The 16,653-nt window shown below is 54.7% G+C and carries 14 protein-coding genes; 5 read left to right on the top strand and 9 right to left on the bottom strand.

Features of this window, described 5'->3' with window-relative positions; translation table 11 throughout:
- The first annotated feature begins 17 nt into the window (after positions 1-17).
- Positions 18-1,367 carry a glutathione-disulfide reductase gene (gorA, locus tag NCG89_RS01305; protein ID WP_251087971.1) on the top strand — a complete coding sequence of 450 codons (1,350 nt, stop codon included), beginning with the start codon at positions 18-20 and terminating at the stop codon, positions 1,365-1,367.
- A 137-nt stretch (positions 1,368-1,504) separates the two neighbouring features.
- Here gorA and NCG89_RS01300 read toward each other — a convergent pair whose 3' ends face one another.
- Positions 1,505-3,499, bottom strand: coding sequence for a carboxy terminal-processing peptidase (locus tag NCG89_RS01300; RefSeq protein ID WP_251087970.1), 1,995 nt, complete (start codon positions 3,497-3,499; stop codon positions 1,505-1,507).
- Positions 3,500-4,504: 1,005 nt separating this feature from the next.
- On the opposite strand from NCG89_RS01300, the gene NCG89_RS01295 reads away from it, so the two are divergent.
- On the top strand, positions 4,505-5,197 hold the full coding sequence (locus NCG89_RS01295; RefSeq protein WP_251087969.1) for an FRG domain-containing protein: 693 nt from the start codon (positions 4,505-4,507) through the stop codon (positions 5,195-5,197).
- A 276-nt stretch (positions 5,198-5,473) separates the two neighbouring features.
- A complete protein-coding gene (nhaB, locus tag NCG89_RS01290; protein ID WP_251087968.1) occupies positions 5,474-6,982 on the top strand; it encodes a sodium/proton antiporter NhaB in 1,509 nt (502 codons plus the stop codon).
- Positions 6,983-7,044: 62 nt separating this feature from the next.
- Here nhaB and gspG read toward each other — a convergent pair whose 3' ends face one another.
- The 8 genes from gspG to NCG89_RS01250 form a co-directional block, all read right to left on the bottom strand.
- Entirely contained in the window at positions 7,045-7,515 is a 471-nt protein-coding gene (gspG, locus tag NCG89_RS01285; RefSeq protein WP_251087967.1) for a type II secretion system major pseudopilin GspG, read from the bottom strand.
- A gap of 3 nt (positions 7,516-7,518) precedes the next feature.
- Positions 7,519-8,517 carry a YhdH/YhfP family quinone oxidoreductase gene (locus NCG89_RS01280; RefSeq protein ID WP_251087966.1) on the bottom strand — a complete coding sequence of 333 codons (999 nt, stop codon included), beginning with the start codon at positions 8,515-8,517 and terminating at the stop codon, positions 7,519-7,521.
- On the bottom strand, positions 8,514-9,551 hold the full coding sequence (gene sohB / locus NCG89_RS01275) for a protease SohB (protein ID WP_251087965.1): 1,038 nt from the start codon (positions 9,549-9,551) through the stop codon (positions 8,514-8,516). Before sohB ends, NCG89_RS01280 begins: the two co-directional genes overlap by 4 nt.
- 60 nt (positions 9,552-9,611) lie before the next feature.
- On the bottom strand, positions 9,612-10,256 hold the full coding sequence (locus NCG89_RS01270; RefSeq protein WP_251087964.1) for a cation/multidrug efflux pump: 645 nt from the start codon (positions 10,254-10,256) through the stop codon (positions 9,612-9,614).
- Positions 10,253-11,965, bottom strand: a complete 1,713-nt coding sequence (locus NCG89_RS01265) for a FimL-related protein (RefSeq protein WP_251087963.1) — start codon at positions 11,963-11,965, stop codon at positions 10,253-10,255. The genes NCG89_RS01270 and NCG89_RS01265 overlap by 4 nt, the downstream gene beginning before the upstream one ends.
- Positions 11,966-12,095: 130 nt before the next feature.
- On the bottom strand, positions 12,096-12,812 hold the full coding sequence (gene dnaQ, locus NCG89_RS01260; RefSeq protein WP_251087962.1) for a DNA polymerase III subunit epsilon: 717 nt from the start codon (positions 12,810-12,812) through the stop codon (positions 12,096-12,098).
- Positions 12,809-13,264 (bottom strand): ribonuclease HI, encoded by a 456-nt coding sequence (gene rnhA, locus NCG89_RS01255; RefSeq protein ID WP_251087961.1) that lies wholly within the window; start codon positions 13,262-13,264, stop codon positions 12,809-12,811. Before rnhA ends, dnaQ begins: the two co-directional genes overlap by 4 nt.
- Positions 13,265-13,271: 7 nt before the next feature.
- Positions 13,272-14,036 (bottom strand): class I SAM-dependent methyltransferase, encoded by a 765-nt coding sequence (locus NCG89_RS01250; protein WP_251087960.1) that lies wholly within the window; start codon positions 14,034-14,036, stop codon positions 13,272-13,274.
- A gap of 95 nt (positions 14,037-14,131) precedes the next feature.
- On the opposite strand from NCG89_RS01250, the gene gloB reads away from it, so the two are divergent.
- Positions 14,132-14,914 carry a hydroxyacylglutathione hydrolase gene (gene gloB / locus NCG89_RS01245; protein ID WP_251087959.1) on the top strand — a complete coding sequence of 261 codons (783 nt, stop codon included), beginning with the start codon at positions 14,132-14,134 and terminating at the stop codon, positions 14,912-14,914.
- 78 nt (positions 14,915-14,992) lie between these two features.
- Positions 14,993-16,624 (top strand): LysM peptidoglycan-binding domain-containing protein, encoded by a 1,632-nt coding sequence (locus NCG89_RS01240; RefSeq protein WP_251087958.1) that lies wholly within the window; start codon positions 14,993-14,995, stop codon positions 16,622-16,624.
- The last annotated feature ends 29 nt before the right edge of the window (positions 16,625-16,653 follow it).

Raw genomic sequence — 16,653 nt, 5'->3', positions numbered from 1 at the left:
TTAAGCGCAGGAGATTTATGACGGAACATTACGATTTATTTGTCATTGGCGCCGGCTCCGGCGGCGTCCGTGCGGCCAGAATGTCAGCGTCTTTCGGCGCTCGGGTGGCAGTGGCTGAGTCCCGCTATCTGGGTGGCACCTGTGTCAATGTTGGCTGCGTACCCAAAAAACTCTTTAGTTATGCCGCTCACTTCGCCGACGATTTTCAGGATGCTCGTGGCTTTGGTTGGCAAGCAGGCGAAATCAGCTTTGACTGGGCGACCTTGCGAGACAACAAAACTCGAGAAATTGAGCGGCTCAATGGTATCTACCGGGGCCTGCTCGAAAAGCCCGGGGTCGACATCATCCGAGGTCACGCCAGGCTGTTGGGTCCCAAAAGTGTTCAGGTTGGCGAGCAGGTTTTTCACGCCGACAAAATTCTCGTCGCTGTTGGTGGTTGGCCGTATGTACCGGATATACCGGGCCGTGAGCACGCTATCACCTCGAATGAAATATTTTATCTAGACACGCTGCCGGGTCATATCACCATTGTTGGCGGCGGCTATATTGCAACAGAGTTTGCCAGTATCCTCGCCGGCCTTGGCATTCAGGTGTCCCAGATCTATCGGCGTGAGCTATTTCTGCGTGGTTTTGATAGTGAATTAAGAGAGCAACTGGCCGGCGAGATGGGTACCAAGGGCATCGACCTGCGTTTCAATGAAAACGTGGCGGCCATTGCGAAAGCCGGGGAGGGGTATCGGCTCTCGCTGACCAGTGGCGGTGAGCTGGACACCGGAGCCGTGCTATTTGCCACGGGACGACGCCCGGCGCTGGAAAACCTGGGGCTTGAAAATACCGCGGTGTCGATCACCAGCGGCGGCTATATCGAGGTCAACAGCCAGTTTGAAACGCAGGAGCCAGGCATCTATGCCCTGGGTGATGTCACTGGTGGGGTGGAACTCACACCGGTGGCGTTGGCAGAGGGTATGAATCTCGCTCGCCGTTTGTTCAACGGTGATGACCGGGCGGTTGATTACGCCAATATCCCCACCGCGATCTTTTCCTTGCCAAACCTGGCGACGGTCGGCTTAAGTGAAGAGGCCGCCCGAGAGCAGGGCAAAGATATTGCCGTGTACACGTCGCACTTTCGACATCTCAAACACACCTTGAGCGGCAATCCGACAAAGACCTTTCTGAAGCTGATTGTGGAGCGGGGCAGTGACAAAGTGATTGGCGCCCATATGCTGGGGGATGAGGCAGGAGAAATCATCCAAGGTATCGCGGTGGCAATCAAGGCTGGTGCAACCAAGGCGGATTTCGATAGTACCATCGGCATTCACCCTACCGTAGCAGAGGAATTTGTGACGATGCGCGAAGCCACGCGATAGTTTTTAACTCGGGCCGCCGACTGGGGTGGCCGTCAAGAGTGTGTGCCGTCGCCGCAAGAAAAAAGCCCGGGAGCGTGTCCCGGGCTTTTTCATTTCAGTTACACCAATGTGCGGCTGTGAAGCGACAACAATAATTACTAGGGGCCAATGGCCAGACGTTCGGGCCGGAAGAAGGGGATGGCATCGACCAGAATGCGGCTGGCTTCTATCACCATCGGGTCTGGCTCTTTGTCTTCGTCGTCCTTCGATTCGTCCTCAGCAGCATTAATCTCGCTTTCTTCTGCCGCTGCCAAATCATCGCTCTTGCTGTCGTCGTCTTCAAGCTTCTCCAGCGGCGGCTCGCCTTTAGCGATGCGGCGACGATTTTCCATCGCTAGCCGGAGGGTCTTTTGCTCTTCGCGCTCAGCCTTACGCGTTTCCATATTGAGGGATAAAGTTTTGCGGTTGCGCAATTTTTCGATCTGGGAAATCTGTTCCTGCAGATATACAAAATCCGGATCCGTCGCAATGCGCTTCTCGTGACTGCTTTGTAATTTCGGAAGGGCAGACTTCAGGTCGAAATAGTAGTTGTGGCGGGCGGACGGGATCCGGTCCCAATTCATCGCATTATCCAGAATGCTCTCGCCGATTTCGTCCTTGTCGTAGATAGGCGGAAACGCAATATCGGGAATGACACCGCGGTTTTGCGTGCTATCACCGGACACCCGATAAAATTTGGACTCCGTCAGTTTCAGTTGGCCGTGGCTAAGCGGATTAACCGATTGCACTGTGCCTTTGCCGAAGGACTGGGTTCCCAGCACGATGCCACGTTGATAGTCCTGAATGGCACCGGCGAAAATCTCTGAGGCCGACGCACTCATCCGGTTGATCAGCACCGCCAGGGGGCCAGAGTAGTAGGGGGAGCTGCGACGCTTCCCCTCACGAATAATGCGGGCACTGGAATGGCGAATTTGCACCGTGGGGCCGGACTCAATAAACAGGCCCACTAGAGCGTTGGCCTCGGTCAGAGAGCCGCCGCCGTTGTTACGCAGGTCAATGACAATGCCCTCGGCATCCTGATTCAGCAAATCTTCGAGAATCTTGCTCACATCTCGGGTGGTGCTCCGATATTCGGGATCGCCAAGCCGGAAGGCTTCAAAGTCCAGATAGAAAGCGGGCACATTGATCACGCCGATCTTGTGCATCTCGCCATTCGGACCCGGAACTTCAATAATTTCGCCCTTCGCGCTTTGCTCCTCGAGCTTTACCTCATTCCGCTCGATCACAATTTCAATGCGCTCTTCTTCACTCTGAGCTACCGCAGGTATCACTTCCAGCCGGACGATAGAGCCTGCTGGGCCGCGGATGAGGTCGACAACATCATCCAATCGCCAACCAATCACATCCTGCATTTCGCCGCCTTTGCCCTCGGCGACACCGACGATGCGATCAGAGGGGTGCAATTGTCCCTGCTTGTCTGCGGGGCCCGCCGCCACCAGCCTCACGACCTTGGTGTAATCGTCCTCCATTTGCAGAACCGCGCCGATCCCCTCCAGCTTCAGACTCATATTGATCTGGAAGTTCTCGGACAGGCGAGGGGAGAAATAGTCGGTATGAGGGTCGTAAAGAGAGCCGACCGCGTTGGCGTAGCTCTGAAACACATCTTCGGCTTCTATCTGGCTAAGCCGCTTCAGCTGATTCTTGAAGCGCTTGGTCAACAATTCGACGATGTCCTCGTCCTTTTTCTCGGCCAATTTAAGGCTGAGCACGCGATTCTTTACCTGTTTACGCCAGATTTCGTTGGCTTCTTTTTCGGATTGGGGCCAGGGCGCTTCTGAGCGATCAAGGGTAATTTCTTCCTGCTTTTTGAAGTCGAAATCTGCCACCAATTTGGGCAGTTCTTTAACCGTAACGCCTAGCTGCTGGGTGATCCGTTCCAGATACCGATCGAAAATTTTGTAAGCCGCAGTCAGGTCACCTTTCTTCAATTGATCATCAAGCAGCGAGCGATACGATTGGAACTCGGTAATGTCACTTTGCAGAAAATATTGGCGATTTGGGTCCAAGTCGTCCAAGTAGGCGTTGAGCAGACGAGAGGAAAAGGCGTCGTCGACGTCAAGCTTGACGTAATGCCGACTTTCCAGCTGCTTCACTATTTCCGTGATTGCCTGCTTGTGTTCTGGCGCAGGGGTAAGTGCGTGGAGACTTGGTGCGAGGAGCAGACCAGCAAAGAGAAGCGCACCAGGGACCGAGCGGGCTAGCTTGTAACAAGAGAATGCGAGACGTGGCACAGAGAGTAACTTCCAGATCATTTTAATAATTCGCATCAATACTACACCGGAGCTAGGACAATTACAGTGACAACAGCGTAATTGTGGGGTTCCTTTGATATTTTTCCGGCAACCGTGTGGTTGCCTGTTATTAAGGTTGAGCAGTGACACAGGAACACTAATGCAACTTGCAGGTTTAGCGTGCACTAGGGGTGAGAATAAAAAATGATGGCGGCGTAGTCTGTAAGCATAATTACTACCGGCCGTTAATCAGTGGACTGCATTCACCACGGCTTGCTCCAGAGGGTTTCAATCGCTATGGCAGGTCGGCGGGTGATCTGTGCCCAGCTGCGTGCGATCTGCTGCGCATGTTTACAGACAATACTTATGGTAGAGCATGTTCCAGTGGTGGTGAGCTGCTCGTTGTTTCTTCTTGGCTGTGCCGCAAGAACTTTTCTTGATGCACTTTTCGAGATACTGGAAGTTTCGGGTGTAGGCCCTGCACTCACTTTGGCTGTGCTGGCGTCGCTTATCGTCTAGCGATTTATCAATGGTGAAAACGCTGTACTTTCCTGCGTTCAACGAGCTACAGCAGACGCTGAGGAGTACAGCGAGTGAGAACTTCCTTGGCATTGCGATTCCTTCAGATAATCAGCCTTAACAAAATACGTTCGGCACTGTTGTGGAGTCTGAAGGATAAAGCGCAGGTGAACCGTCGGTCTAGACAGAGATTTTCCTCCTTACCCATGATTTAACATAATATACATTATACGAAGTTAATGATATTTTGATTTAACGCAGAGGCCAAATCAAAGTACATTGAACTAAAGAAATCTGGCGTTAGATACTCGCCTCTCGATTAAATGGTTCTTTTGCTAGGAAATTAGTTTGTTTCGGTCATGGCATGACTACAAACAATGGGCTACGTCACTGATTCACCAGGGAAAACCATTCTATTTCCGTGGGCACAGCAATCCTGAATGGCAGCTTCGTACTAGTTTCCATCGGCTGACCGACGGGACGGCCATGAGTCTTTCCCGATATTTTGACGAGTTGTTGCCCGAGGTTGCTGAACAGGCGTCTTTCTATGAAAAAACGCTGGTTAAGATCAGCGGCCCCCGTGAGCTATCCGATTATCTGGGAAAGTTGCATTACTACGGTTTTCCGACGCCCATTCTCTCCTGGAGTTTGTCTCCTTATGTCGCCGCTTATTATGCTTTTCGGGATTTAGCCGAAGGCGACCACGCCCGAGTATACGCGCTTCGCTATGGTAGCTGGACTCGCCACCCCAGCATTATTGAGAGCTTGCGGGAGCCCGACCCCGTGATTGCGGCCTTTGGTTGCTATGACCCAGACCGGATGCGGCTGATGCGCGAACTGAGGGTATCCATCATCAGTAACGCCAGCGAGCTTGTTCCCTTTCTTGGCAACCACTCTGAAACCAGGTTACTTACTGCAGAAATCCCTGGGTCTGAACGCGAAAAGGCACTGAGTGAACTGGCTGCCATGGGTATCGACCAGGTTGTGGGGCCACCCAATGAAAACCGGGTGTACACCGCATTGAAGGCCACCTTTTTCTAGGAACTCTCCTTAACGACATACCAATGCGCTACGGCACTAGGGCTAAGCGGGCTGTCCTTTGAGTTAAAGTATGGAAAAGTGTGTGGTATTGATACGCCTGTTATCCCTATGCCCCAATCTTTTATCAAACTCGTAATACGCCTGCAAAATGGATTTTTTCCGAATGGCCCGGTTGCCCGCTTTGTATGGGCTGTGGTCTGTATTATTATTCCGGCGGCTATAATTGTCGAAAAATGTGCAGAATGCACATTGGTATACAAAAAGGATAACGATGCTATGGACCAATCCACCATGTCGCGCGCCTTCGCCGGAAATTTTCTGGGAAACGCGCCACTCTGGTACAAAAAAACGATAATTGGATTCCTGATTCTCAACCCGATCCTACTATTTACCATAGGGCCCTTCGTCACCGGCTGGTTTCTCATTGCTGAATTTATTTTCACCCTGGCGATGGCGCTGAAATGCTATCCCCTGCAACCGGGTGGATTGCTCGCTATTGAGGCTATCGTGATTGGAATGGCCTCACCAGAGGCGGTATATCTTGAGGCCAAGAACAATTTCGAGGTGATCCTGCTGCTGGTATTTATGGTCGCCGGTATCTATTTCATGAAGAGCCTGCTGCTCTTTATTTTTACTAAATTACTGCTAAAGATTCGCTCCAAGGTCATGTTGTCGCTGATGTTTTCGGCGATGGCCGCGATGCTGAGTGCATTTCTGGATGCGCTGACGGTAACGGCGGTGCTCATCGCAGTGGGCGTGGGTTTCTACTCGGTTTATCACCGGGTTGCCTCTGGCGGTCATTTCTCACATAGCGATCACGACCACGGTGATGACCAGCAGGTCAAAGAAAACGCCCGGGCCGACCTCGACCAGTTCCGCGCCTTCCTGCGCAGTTTGCTGATGCACGGCGCAGTGGGCACCGCGCTTGGCGGTGTTTGCACACTGGTGGGAGAGCCCCAAAATCTGTTGATTGCAGAGAAGATGGGCTGGGACTTCATACACTTTATTCAGGTGATGTCGCCAGTCACTATGCCGACCCTGGCCATTGGCTTAATCACTTGTATTTTACTGGAGGTCACGGGCAAGTTCGGCTACGGCGCTACGCTGCCGCAGTCGGTGCGCAGCGTGCTGGTGGAATACGATGCCGAGCAAGACAAGGTGCGCTCCAAGGCGGATATCGCCACGCTGATTGTTCAGGGTTTGGTGGGGGTTTTCCTCGTAATTGGGTTGGCAACCCATATTGCTCCTGTTGGCCTGATTGGTCTTACGATCATTGTGCTGCAAACGGCTTTAAATGGCGTGGTCGAAGAACATCGCATTGGTCATGCCTTTGAGGAGGCGCTGCCTTTCACCGCGTTGTTGGTGGTGTTCTTTGCCATCGTCGGCGTCATTCACGAGCAACACCTGTTCAAGCCCATCATTGAGCATGTGCTGGCCCTCGAGGGGCAGTTCCGAACGCTGATGTTCTTTGTCGCCAATGGCCTGTTGAGCGTGATCAGCGATAACGTCTTTGTGGCGACGGTGTATATCAATGAGGTGAAAGCTGCTTTTGATGCGGGAAATTTGACCCGAGAAGAACTTGAACACCTAGCGGTTGCCATCAACACCGGCACCAATATCCCCAGTGTTGGGACGCCCAACGGGCAAGCTGCTTTCCTGTTCTTGTTGACCTCCGCCCTCGCCCCGTTGATTCGGCTGTCCTATGGTCGCATGGTCGTGATGGCCCTGCCCTACACGGTCAGCATGAGCACCGTTGCAATGCTTGCGGTTTGGTTATTTGATTGATCCCAAAGCAGGAATGCAAAAGGGGCCGCATGGCCCCTTTTTGTCTCAACGGCGCTGCTTTTCTAGCGTTGACCATCGGCGCTTTGGTAGCGAAGCAGAGTATCGGTAGCCGCGCCCTCGCCGCCCTCTTTGCCATCAGCACCGAGAGATCTGAGCACAAAGGAAGGTGGTGCAAACTCACTTTGATACTGGTAGAAGCGCCCCCAGGGGTCCTGCAGCAGAGAGTCTCTGGTCAAATAAGGGCCGTGCCAATACTTGGCCAGCGGCCAGATTTCGGGGGCCGACAACAGTGCTGCCAAGCCCTGATCGGTCGTGGGGTACCGTTTGTTATCTAGCTTGTATTGGTGGAGCGCCGCAGCTATCCGCTCCATATCGCTGCTCATCTGTTCCTGTCGGGCTTGGTTGAGCCGTCGGCTCAGCTGCTCGGCGACGACCAGCCCCAGCACGGACAGAATCACCACCATGATGACCAGTTCAAGACGAGTAATGCCTCGGCAGTATCCGATCAATGTGGGTTGCTGCTTCGCCGTCATAACCTAGCCGACATTCACGCGGTATCGGCCAACAACGGACGACTTGAGAAAGTCGCCCAGAATAGCGGCGCCTTCTGTCAGGGAAATATCAGTGACAATGCTGGCAAGCGCCGCCTCCGGTAAGGCCCATTCGTCGGCAAAATGCTGCCAAACAGCCGCTTTATCCGCGAGCGGAATTTCCACCGAGTCGACACCGAGCAGGCTAATGCCACGCAGGATGAAGGGGAAAATACTGGATTCAAATTGAGTCCCGCCGGCCATACCGCAGCACGCCACCGCACCACCGGGGTGGATCACCTTGAGAATATTCGCCAGGGTCTCTCCGCCAACGGTATCCACTGCGCCATGATAAATGGCCTTACTGATGGGGCGGGTATCAAGCTGGCGGCGCTCGGCCCTGGCCATCACATGGGTGGCGCCGAGGGATTTCAACCAGTCAAATTGGCTTTTTTTACCGGTAACCGCCGTAACTTCCGCACCGAGGTGGTTAAGCAGCACCACCGCTAAGCTGCCCACCCCGCCACTGCTACCGCTCACCAGAATAGATTTTCCCTTGAGGTCTCCAATTACGGCGATGATGCGCGACACACAGAGCCCGGCGGTGAGACCGGCAGTGCCGAGAGCCATGGCTGACCGGCAATCCATGTTTTCCGGCAGAGGCACCAACCACTGGCCTGGGCAGCACAACTCTTGGGCCAGACCGCCATCGCTGTTCATACCCAGGTCGTAGCCGGTAACGACGGCCTTTTGGCCAACCGGCATGTCGGCACAATTTGACTCCAACACTTCCCCTGCCGCATCGATGCCCAGCACATGGGGGTATTGCCGGGTGATACCCCGATTACCACAGGCCGACATGGCGTCTTTATAGTTCAGCGAGGAGTAATGAACCTGCAAGCGGACCTGGCCGGGTTCCAGAGGCAACCTTTCCAGCTCGACCACTTCGGTAAGGTAACGACCATCTTCTTCTCGCGTTTGCAGGGCTTTATAGGTTTCGCTCATTGAAAAAATCTACTTTCACGAAGCCGACCCAGCAGCGCGGTGGTGCCCCTGTCCACGGCACCTTGAGTGGCGACACCAACGCGCTCTGCGATTGACTTCTTCAATCGGTATTTGACCTGGAAAATATCGCTGTCGGCCCGGCGACTCAATAGGTAATCGTCGCTAGTCTGGATGGCATCTACCAGGGACTTTTCCAGTGCTCTGCGACCATACCAAACCTCGCCGGTGGCGATTTCCTCGATGTTTAACTGGGGGCGATTTTCCTTCACAAATTCCTTGAACAGGATGTGGGTCTCTTCTAGTTCTTCGATGAATTTTTTGCGTCCCTCGTCGGTGTTTTCACCAATCATGGTCAGGGTCCGCTTGAACTCCCCGGCAGTGTGTAGCTCCACGTCCACTTCGTGCTTTTTTAGCAGACGATGGAAGTTGGGGAGCTGGGCCACCACGCCAATTGAGCCGATCACGGCAAAGGGCGCGGCGAGCAGCTTGTTGCCGATACAGGCCATCATATACCCGCCACTGGCAGCGACCCGATCAATGGCGATGGTAAGTTGCACATCCTTATCGCGAATGCGCTGAAGCTGGGATGCCGCCAGACCGTAGCTATGCACCATGCCGCCGGGGCTTTCGAGACGGAGCAAGACTTCATCATCGGGGGTTGCCACGGTCAGGATTGCGGAGATTTCGTGGCGCAACAGTTCAACATCGGAGGCTTGTATATCGCCGTCAAAATCGACCACAAAGAGGCGCTTGCGGCCAGCAGCGGCTTCACCCTTCCCTTTCTTTTCGCGTTTGGCCGTTTTCTTTTTCTCTTTGTGCATCTTTTTATAACTGGCTTCGTCGTGCAGGTGAAACTGCATCAAGTCCTCCCAGTCTTCGAAACGCTCGTGCAGACGCTCGATTTCAATGTGACCTTCCGCCTGTTTCTTATTGCGCTGACTGACAGAGGCAATCAGGCCAATGACCAAGGCAATAGCGACCACCGCGGTGGCGCTTTTTGCCAGAAACAGGCCGTAACTAGATAAAAATTCCAAAGGTGACTCCTGGCGGACTTATCGGAAAGGGGGTGATCTTAGAGCGCCTTGACCTGGGGCTCAAGGCGACCATTGCCGGAGGGCGGCCTGGGCAATGGGATTGTCCGGACGAATACTCAGGCCGCTGTAGGTCATATAAACAGAATATTGAGCGCCATCAATCATGGGGGCATAGACCGCACTCCCATAATCCGCTGCAACCCATTGCCACAAAAAGTCGATCTCCCTGACCCAGTGCCATACGTCGACGGGCGCCGAGGAATTCACCAAGTACGCGGTGCGGACCGCCGACGTTTCGGCATTGATGTCTTGGTAGCGACCAGAAATGCGCTCTAAACGGAAGAGGTTATCAAAGCCGATCCGGGCCAGCTCTTTGTCCCATTTCAGCACACGGCTGTCCAGTTGCCACTCGTCACCGGCAATCATAAAAGACTGCAGTGCATCTTCATTGCGTTGATCCACGCTGACCACGTAGCGCTGCTTGTCCCGTTGACCGATAAAGACTTTGGCCACCAGTTCCTCGTCGCCCAGGCGCCGGTAACTCAGCACATCGCGGCTGAGCAGTGCAATTCCAACCGTGGCTGAAACGGTGATGATCAAGGCAATCAGGCCCGCCAGGGGACGGCGACGCAGCAGCATCAAGCTGAGCAGGCACAGAATAAAACCGGCACCACAGGCACTGTACAGGAACTGATCAAGACTCATACGGTGACCACCTTTTCACGAAGCTCCGACAATGAGGCTTCGGCAAGCGCCAGAATACGCTCATCGGCCTGGTGATGCCGCGTCAGTTCATTGAGGTAGTACTCGATACTGATCATGGCGTCTGCCAAGGTTTCCAGGGTTCGATTGTCTTCGCTGATTTCGACATTGCTGCGCCGCACAAAACGGTCCATAAACACCGCAGAGGCACGCATGATCTCGGTGATTTTGGGCATGCACATCAACTTGAATGCCCCCCTGGCCGAGTGCAGAAAATCCGGCAGATTGGCAATATGACTGCTGTCAAAGCCCGAGTCCGCGTAGGCGGCAATCGAGCGTTTGACCAGATTGATAATGTCTTTTGCTTCTTGAATAACAATGCCCCGCGCTTCAGCCAGCTGACTGTCGGCACAGATTTGGTCGCGCTTCTCTGGCGACAGGTCGGCGAAATCCTCTGTGGTCAATTGCCGCCGCTCAATTTGGGCCAGGCTGGACTCCACAAACAACAGCGCCTCGGCCAGGTCGTCCAGTTCATCGGTTTTACCGGCCAGGTCCAGGCCCACCATGGCATCGAGCTTGTCGCGGTGCCCGATGAGCAGGTCCGCCAGGCTCCCCAGGTTCAACACCCTGAGTACATCGCTGCTCTGCCGCAGGAGCTGAGACAAAGGTGATATCTCTTCTTCTTCAGAACTGCCGTGCTGGGCAAGCAGCTCCAGTACATCACGGGCGTGCCGCAGCTCGGCACGTAACTCATTGAGCACCGATGAAACGGTATCGTAGCTAAGCCCCAGCATTTGGTGCCGAAAATCCCGAAGCTCGGCGTCGGTGTGCTGTTCCGGGCGAATCCCGGCGGCTTTGATAACCCGCCCGGCTAGCCCCTCAGTACAGCCAGACAGCTGCAGCAAAAAAACAATTTCCTGCTCAAGAACTTCGTTGCCAACCGGCCGTTCTTTCAATTTTGCGCGGATCTGGCCCTCAACCGCGGCGAGCACACGCTTGCGCTGGGCGGTTAACTCCAACCCGCCCTGGCAATAGGCATCAAGCAGCGCATTGGCCAGCAGCCAAAATCGCTGTTCTGGCCCCGGTTGTGCCATGCCGCACAGCCGGCGCGATGCGCGACTCATCAATTGCGCGTGGGGCTGAACCTCGTTGTCGCGAAACATGCCCAGCAGTCCGGTCTGGTAGATCTGCCGCTGGCGTTGCAACTGACTGGGTAGCTCGGTATCTGCCACCGGGTCGGAGGTCACTCGCAACTTTGAATCACGTGAAAACAGGAACGGGCTGGGGCCGGAAAAGTAGTTGTCAGGAAGCAGCAGCTGGCCGTGGGCGGCCCGCAGCTCATTGGCATGACTCAGAGCCAGTACCGGCAACTCGGCCCGGTTGTTCTGCACCGACTCCAAATACCGGGGCAGTACAAAAAACGCAGTGGAGAGTGCGTTGAGCTGATTTTCGGGTACGGCTTCGGTATTGCCAATAATATTGCGCGCCAGGGCCCGCATTTCGTCGGCGATCAATGCGGCGCCTTTAATTTCAAGCAGTCGAAGGGTGCCGCCTATCTGGCGAAGGTCGGCCTCACATTGAGACAGCAGGTCGAGGCTATGGCGCTCTGATAAAAAGGTCTCAAATGCCCCGGTTGCCTGCTGCAACGTTTTATTGAGCTCTTCGGAGACGAGCCCCATCGAGCTGGAATTGATTTCAAATCTAAGGGTCACGCGCTGACCTCGTTGCCGACAAATTTTGACTCAGCACCTTTATTTGTGCATTTAAGCTGCCGATATTTAAGACTATTTACCACCATTTTGCTCGCTTTCCCAGCGCGCAATCCGGCAGTGCTCATTAAAATTATTCTGGCGTGCGGCGCCAAAGACTGGTGCCGCCGCTGGCTTTGTCGACAATATCAAGCAATTTGTTGTGGGCTGCCAGCTCCTCAGAGTTGGCAGAAATCACCCTCAGCGGTGGGCGTTGACTGCTGAGCCGGCGGATGGCGTTATCTGATCGAGCCTCCCCATCGTCGCCCTCCTCTGCCGACAAGGCCAGCTTGGTTTGACCGCCAGTCATCAGGAGATAGACGTCGGCGAGAATTTCGGCATCCAGCAAGGCGCCGTGGAGGTCCCGTTGGGAGTTGTCCACCATGTAGCGCTGGCACAATGCATCCAGCGAGTTTCGCTGGCCAGGGTGCTTTTGACGGGCCATCACCAGGGTGTCGACCACCGTGCACAGACTGTTGACGGTTTCCTCGCGAAGCTCGTGGCGGAGTTCGGCATCAATGAAGCCAACATCAAAGGGGGCGTTGTGAATCACCAGTTCCGCACCGCGGATGAAATCCAGAAAATCATCAACAATCGCAGAGAATGTGGGCTTGTCTGCCAGCATTTCGTTGGTGATACCGTGCACCTCAACGGCGCCGGCGTCCACCTCCCGGCCAGGATTGATGTATTGGTGGTAATGGCGGCCCGTCAGTTTACGGTCCACCAGCTCAACACAACCGATTTCAATAATGCGATGCCCCTGGTTGGGGTCCAGGCCGGTGGTCTCGGTATCGAGAACAATCTGTCTCATTTTTTCATTCTCAAGGTGTCTATTCCGCGATTGGCCAGGGCGTCGGCCAGCTCGTTTTCAGGGTGGCCGCTGTGCCCCTTCACCCACTGCCACTGAATGCTATGCCGGCTTGCCTGCTCGTCCAGCCGCCGCCATAGGTCCGCATTTTTTACCGGCTGCTTTGCTGCGGTTTTCCAGCCACGCCGCTTCCAGTTTTCAATCCACTCGGTAATGCCCTTGCGAACGTACTGGGAGTCAGTGGTCAGGACGACCTCACAGGGTTTCTTCAAGGCCTGCAGAGCTTCGATCGCGGCCAACAGCTCCATTCGGTTATTGGTGGTATCGGCTTCGCCGCCATAGAGCTGCTTTTCCGCGTCCCCCCAACGCAGCACGGCGCCCCATCCACCGGGCCCCGGGTTCCCCCGGCAGGCGCCATCAGTAAAAATCTCAACCGTTCTTGCGGTTTGTGTCATCGGTGTCTCATGTCTTGATGTTGCGGGTTGCGCCGGCCATTGCTGGGTGGCGCAGAATCTGGGCGCGGCTGCGCAAGGAGTCCGCCGAGGGTGTCAGCGGCGCGCGGTATTTTGTCGCGCTGAGCACAAAAATGCCACCCATCGCGATGGTGGTTGGCAGGGGCCGATGTTGCATGCACACAGCGGGTTTGTTGATGGGCAGGCGATGAAAACCGTAGGAGACATCTTGCACATCAAAGCCCAGCAACGACAGCCAGTCGGTGATGCGATGAATCGTCAGGCGGTGGTTTTGCCACATCGCGCTGCGCTTGACCTTGCCCAGCAGGCCACGCATTGCCAGCAGCGAAAAGGGGTTGATGCCGCAAATTACCACCTTGCCATGAGGTACGACGATCCGCTCCACTTCTCTGAGCACCCGGTGGGGATTGTCGACAAACTCCAGCAAGTGATGCAGCACCACCACGTCCTGGGACTCGTTGGCAATCGGCAGCTGTTGAAAATCGCAGATAGCATCCAACACTTGACTGAAGCCGTACTGTGCGGGGCTGCCCAGATGGAACTGACGCCGATAATCTTCGGCATCCAGGGGACAGCCGTCGGGAATGACGCTAAGTTTGAGCAAGTTGCAGTGGGCAATATCATTATCGCTGACCGCGCGGTTAATTAACGGTCGCTCCTCCTGAAGCACTGTTCGGCCCACCGAAGACTTGAACCACTGCCGCAGTGCAGGGAGCAGAACATCAGGGGAGTGTTGAGTGCGCCAACTGGCCATATCCCTTCCTCCGTGACGATTTCATGAACTAAAGCCCAAGTTTTTGGCACTGTTCTTGCCAGATAAAAACGGGTTTATTACCCTAGCGAACAATTATGCAGAACACGATTACGATAGATCTCATACCGGCGTTTCAGGACAACTATATCTGGTGCCTTCGCCGGGGCAATGAAGCGATCCTGGTTGATCCCGGCGATGCTGTGCCCGCAATCGAGGCGCTGTCTCGCGCCAATCTAGAGCTTATCGCAGTTTTCATCACCCATCATCACCCTGACCATGTCGGTGGTCTCGCCAAACTGATGGCAAAATGGCCCAATCTTCCCGTCTATGGTCCCCAAAATTCCGTCCCGGAGATTAATCGCCGCCTTTTCGATGGCGACCGGGTTCACATTTTTGACATTGCGTTTTCGGTTCACGAAGTCCCCGGTCACACCCTCGATCACGTTGCCTACTTCGCACAGCCCGATAATTGCGACCCAATCCTGTTTTGCGGGGACACTTTGTTCGCCGGTGGTTGCGGTCGGCTGTTTGAGGGTAGCCCCGAGCAAATGCTCAACTCCCTCACCAAACTGAGCGAACTTCCGGGTGCCACACGGGTCTATTGCGCCCACGAATATACCCTCAGCAACCTGGTTTTTGCCTCGGCGGTTGAGCCTGAAAACCTTGCGCTTAAGGCGCGTTTCGAAGAAACTGAGAAAAAACGTAAAAAAAGTATTGCTACCGTTCCCTCCACCATCGAGCTGGAACGGCAAACCAACCCTTTTCTGCGCGTCAAAAGCCAGGAAATACAACGCAACGTAGCCAGCTGGGCTCAGCTGCAACGCTGGACTGATGTCCAGATATTTGCAGGCTTGCGTTCCTGGAAAGACAATTTTTGACCTGCAACAAGGGCTTACAATCGATAATTAAAACTAATTATGACAAAAAATAGCGGCCTAATTTTAGCTCTTCTCAGCGTGGCGATACTGCTTGTCAGTGGCTGTGCCCCGGTACAAAAGCGCCCCGATACTGCGAGGTCAGGCACTTCTGGCCAGCAGCGGTTGTGCAGCAATGCTGGCTCTGTTCGCGACGGCAGCTGCCAGTTGGTGGGCATCCAGGAAGAGAAAGTCGAGCGTAAGCACAACTCCAAAGGTTACCGCTACGACGGCAAGCCAGCCGCCAAAACCGTCGTCGCCTCTGCTCAGCCCCTGGTGGCGCAGGTACGCGCCAAACCCGTCACACCGCGGGTTTACGACTCCATTTGGGTGCGCCTGGCAGATCAGCTCGAATTACAAGATCTGGCAAATCACGCTGAAGTTGAAGACAAGCAGGCTTGGTACGCCAAACACCCCTACTACCTGACTAAAGTCAGCAAGCGCAGCTCGCGCTACCTGCACTACATCATGCACCGGCTGGAAAAGCGCGGACTGCCCACCGACCTGGCACTGTTGCCCATTGTTGAAAGCGCTTACGATCCGCTCGCCTACTCCCACGGTCGTGCTGCGGGACTGTGGCAGTTCATTCCGAGTACCGCCAAGCATGTGGGCATTCGTCAGGACTGGTGGTTCGACGGTCGCCGGGATGTCATTGATGCAACCGAGGCAGCACTGGATTACCTGGAGAGCTTGAACAAGCGTTTTGATGGTGACTGGCTGCTGGCGCTTGCCGCCTACAACGCCGGGTCAGGCACGGTGGGTAGAGCCATCAAGAAGAATCGCGCCCGCGGCAAAGGCACCGACTTCTGGTCGCTGAATTTGCCCTCTGAGACAGAAGATTACGTCCCCAAATTTCTCGCTCTGGTACAGATCTACAAAAACCCTGCCAGCTTTAATATCAGCTTGCCCGAACTGGCGGATACCCCCCATTTTGCGGTGGTGAACACCGGCAGCCAGATCGATCTTGCCCAGGCGGCCAAGCTGGCGGACATTTCGGTGGATGAAATGTATCGCTTGAACCCCGGCTTTAATCGCTGGATGACCTCACCGGAAGGCCCCCACCGCTTGCTCGTGCCCAGCGAGAGCGCAGACAGCTTCCGCCAACGGTTGGCGTCGATTCCGCCGGAAAAGCGGATCAGCTGGCAGCAATACAAGGTTCGCTCTGGCGATAACCTGACCAAAATCGCCCGCGCTCACCACGTTGATGTGGCCACCATTAAAAATAACAACCAGCTCAAGAGCAGCACGCTGCAGATCGGTCAAACGCTGTTAATCCCGGACGCGCGCAATGGCGATAGTCTGGTGAGCGGTAACGAGAGCACCGAAGTCGTTAAGCAGTTCTACACGGTTCAGCCTGGTGACACCCTCAGCCATATTGCGGCCCAGTTTAATACCTCCACGAAAGAGCTGGCCTCCTGGAACCGCCTCAGCCAGAAAAATGTGATTCGCCCTGGGCAGCGTCTTTCTGTCTGGGTGGAGAAGGAAATTGATTCCCGAATGATTCGCAAGGTCGGGTATAAGGTCCGCAAAGGCGACTCTCTGGCACGCATCGCCAATCGCTTCAAGGTAACCGTCAACGATATTCTGGAGTGGAACAAGATCAATCCCAGTAAGTATCTGCGCCCCGGCCAGTCCCTCACACTTTATGTAGACATCACTCGCGCAGGCCTTTAAGTTAGCAACGGTCTGTCACCTGATTTGAT

Origin of the sequence: Spongiibacter taiwanensis, assembly GCF_023702635.1 — a bacterium.
Lineage (GTDB): Bacteria > Pseudomonadota > Gammaproteobacteria > Pseudomonadales > Spongiibacteraceae > Spongiibacter > Spongiibacter taiwanensis.
Note: the sequence above shows the minus strand (reverse complement) of the source record. Positions and strands in the feature narration are given on the sequence as shown.

Bases quoted from the DNA above. Each gene is read 5' to 3' on its own strand.
- gorA (WP_251087971.1), top strand. From the start codon at position 18: ATGACGGAACATTACGATTTATTTGTCATTGGCGCCGGCTCCGGCGGC.
- nhaB (WP_251087968.1), top strand. From the start codon at position 5,474: ATGGACCAATCCACCATGTCGCGCGCCTTCGCCGGAAATTTTCTGGGA.
- gspG (WP_251087967.1), bottom strand. From the start codon at position 7,515: ATGACGGCGAAGCAGCAACCCACATTGATCGGATACTGCCGAGGCATT.
- NCG89_RS01280 (WP_251087966.1), bottom strand. From the start codon at position 8,517: ATGAGCGAAACCTATAAAGCCCTGCAAACGCGAGAAGAAGATGGTCGT.
- NCG89_RS01270 (WP_251087964.1), bottom strand. From the start codon at position 10,256: ATGAGTCTTGATCAGTTCCTGTACAGTGCCTGTGGTGCCGGTTTTATT.
- dnaQ (WP_251087962.1), bottom strand. From the start codon at position 12,812: ATGAGACAGATTGTTCTCGATACCGAGACCACCGGCCTGGACCCCAAC.
- rnhA (WP_251087961.1), bottom strand. From the start codon at position 13,264: ATGACACAAACCGCAAGAACGGTTGAGATTTTTACTGATGGCGCCTGC.
- NCG89_RS01250 (WP_251087960.1), bottom strand. From the start codon at position 14,036: ATGGCCAGTTGGCGCACTCAACACTCCCCTGATGTTCTGCTCCCTGCA.
- gloB (WP_251087959.1), top strand. From the start codon at position 14,132: ATGCAGAACACGATTACGATAGATCTCATACCGGCGTTTCAGGACAAC.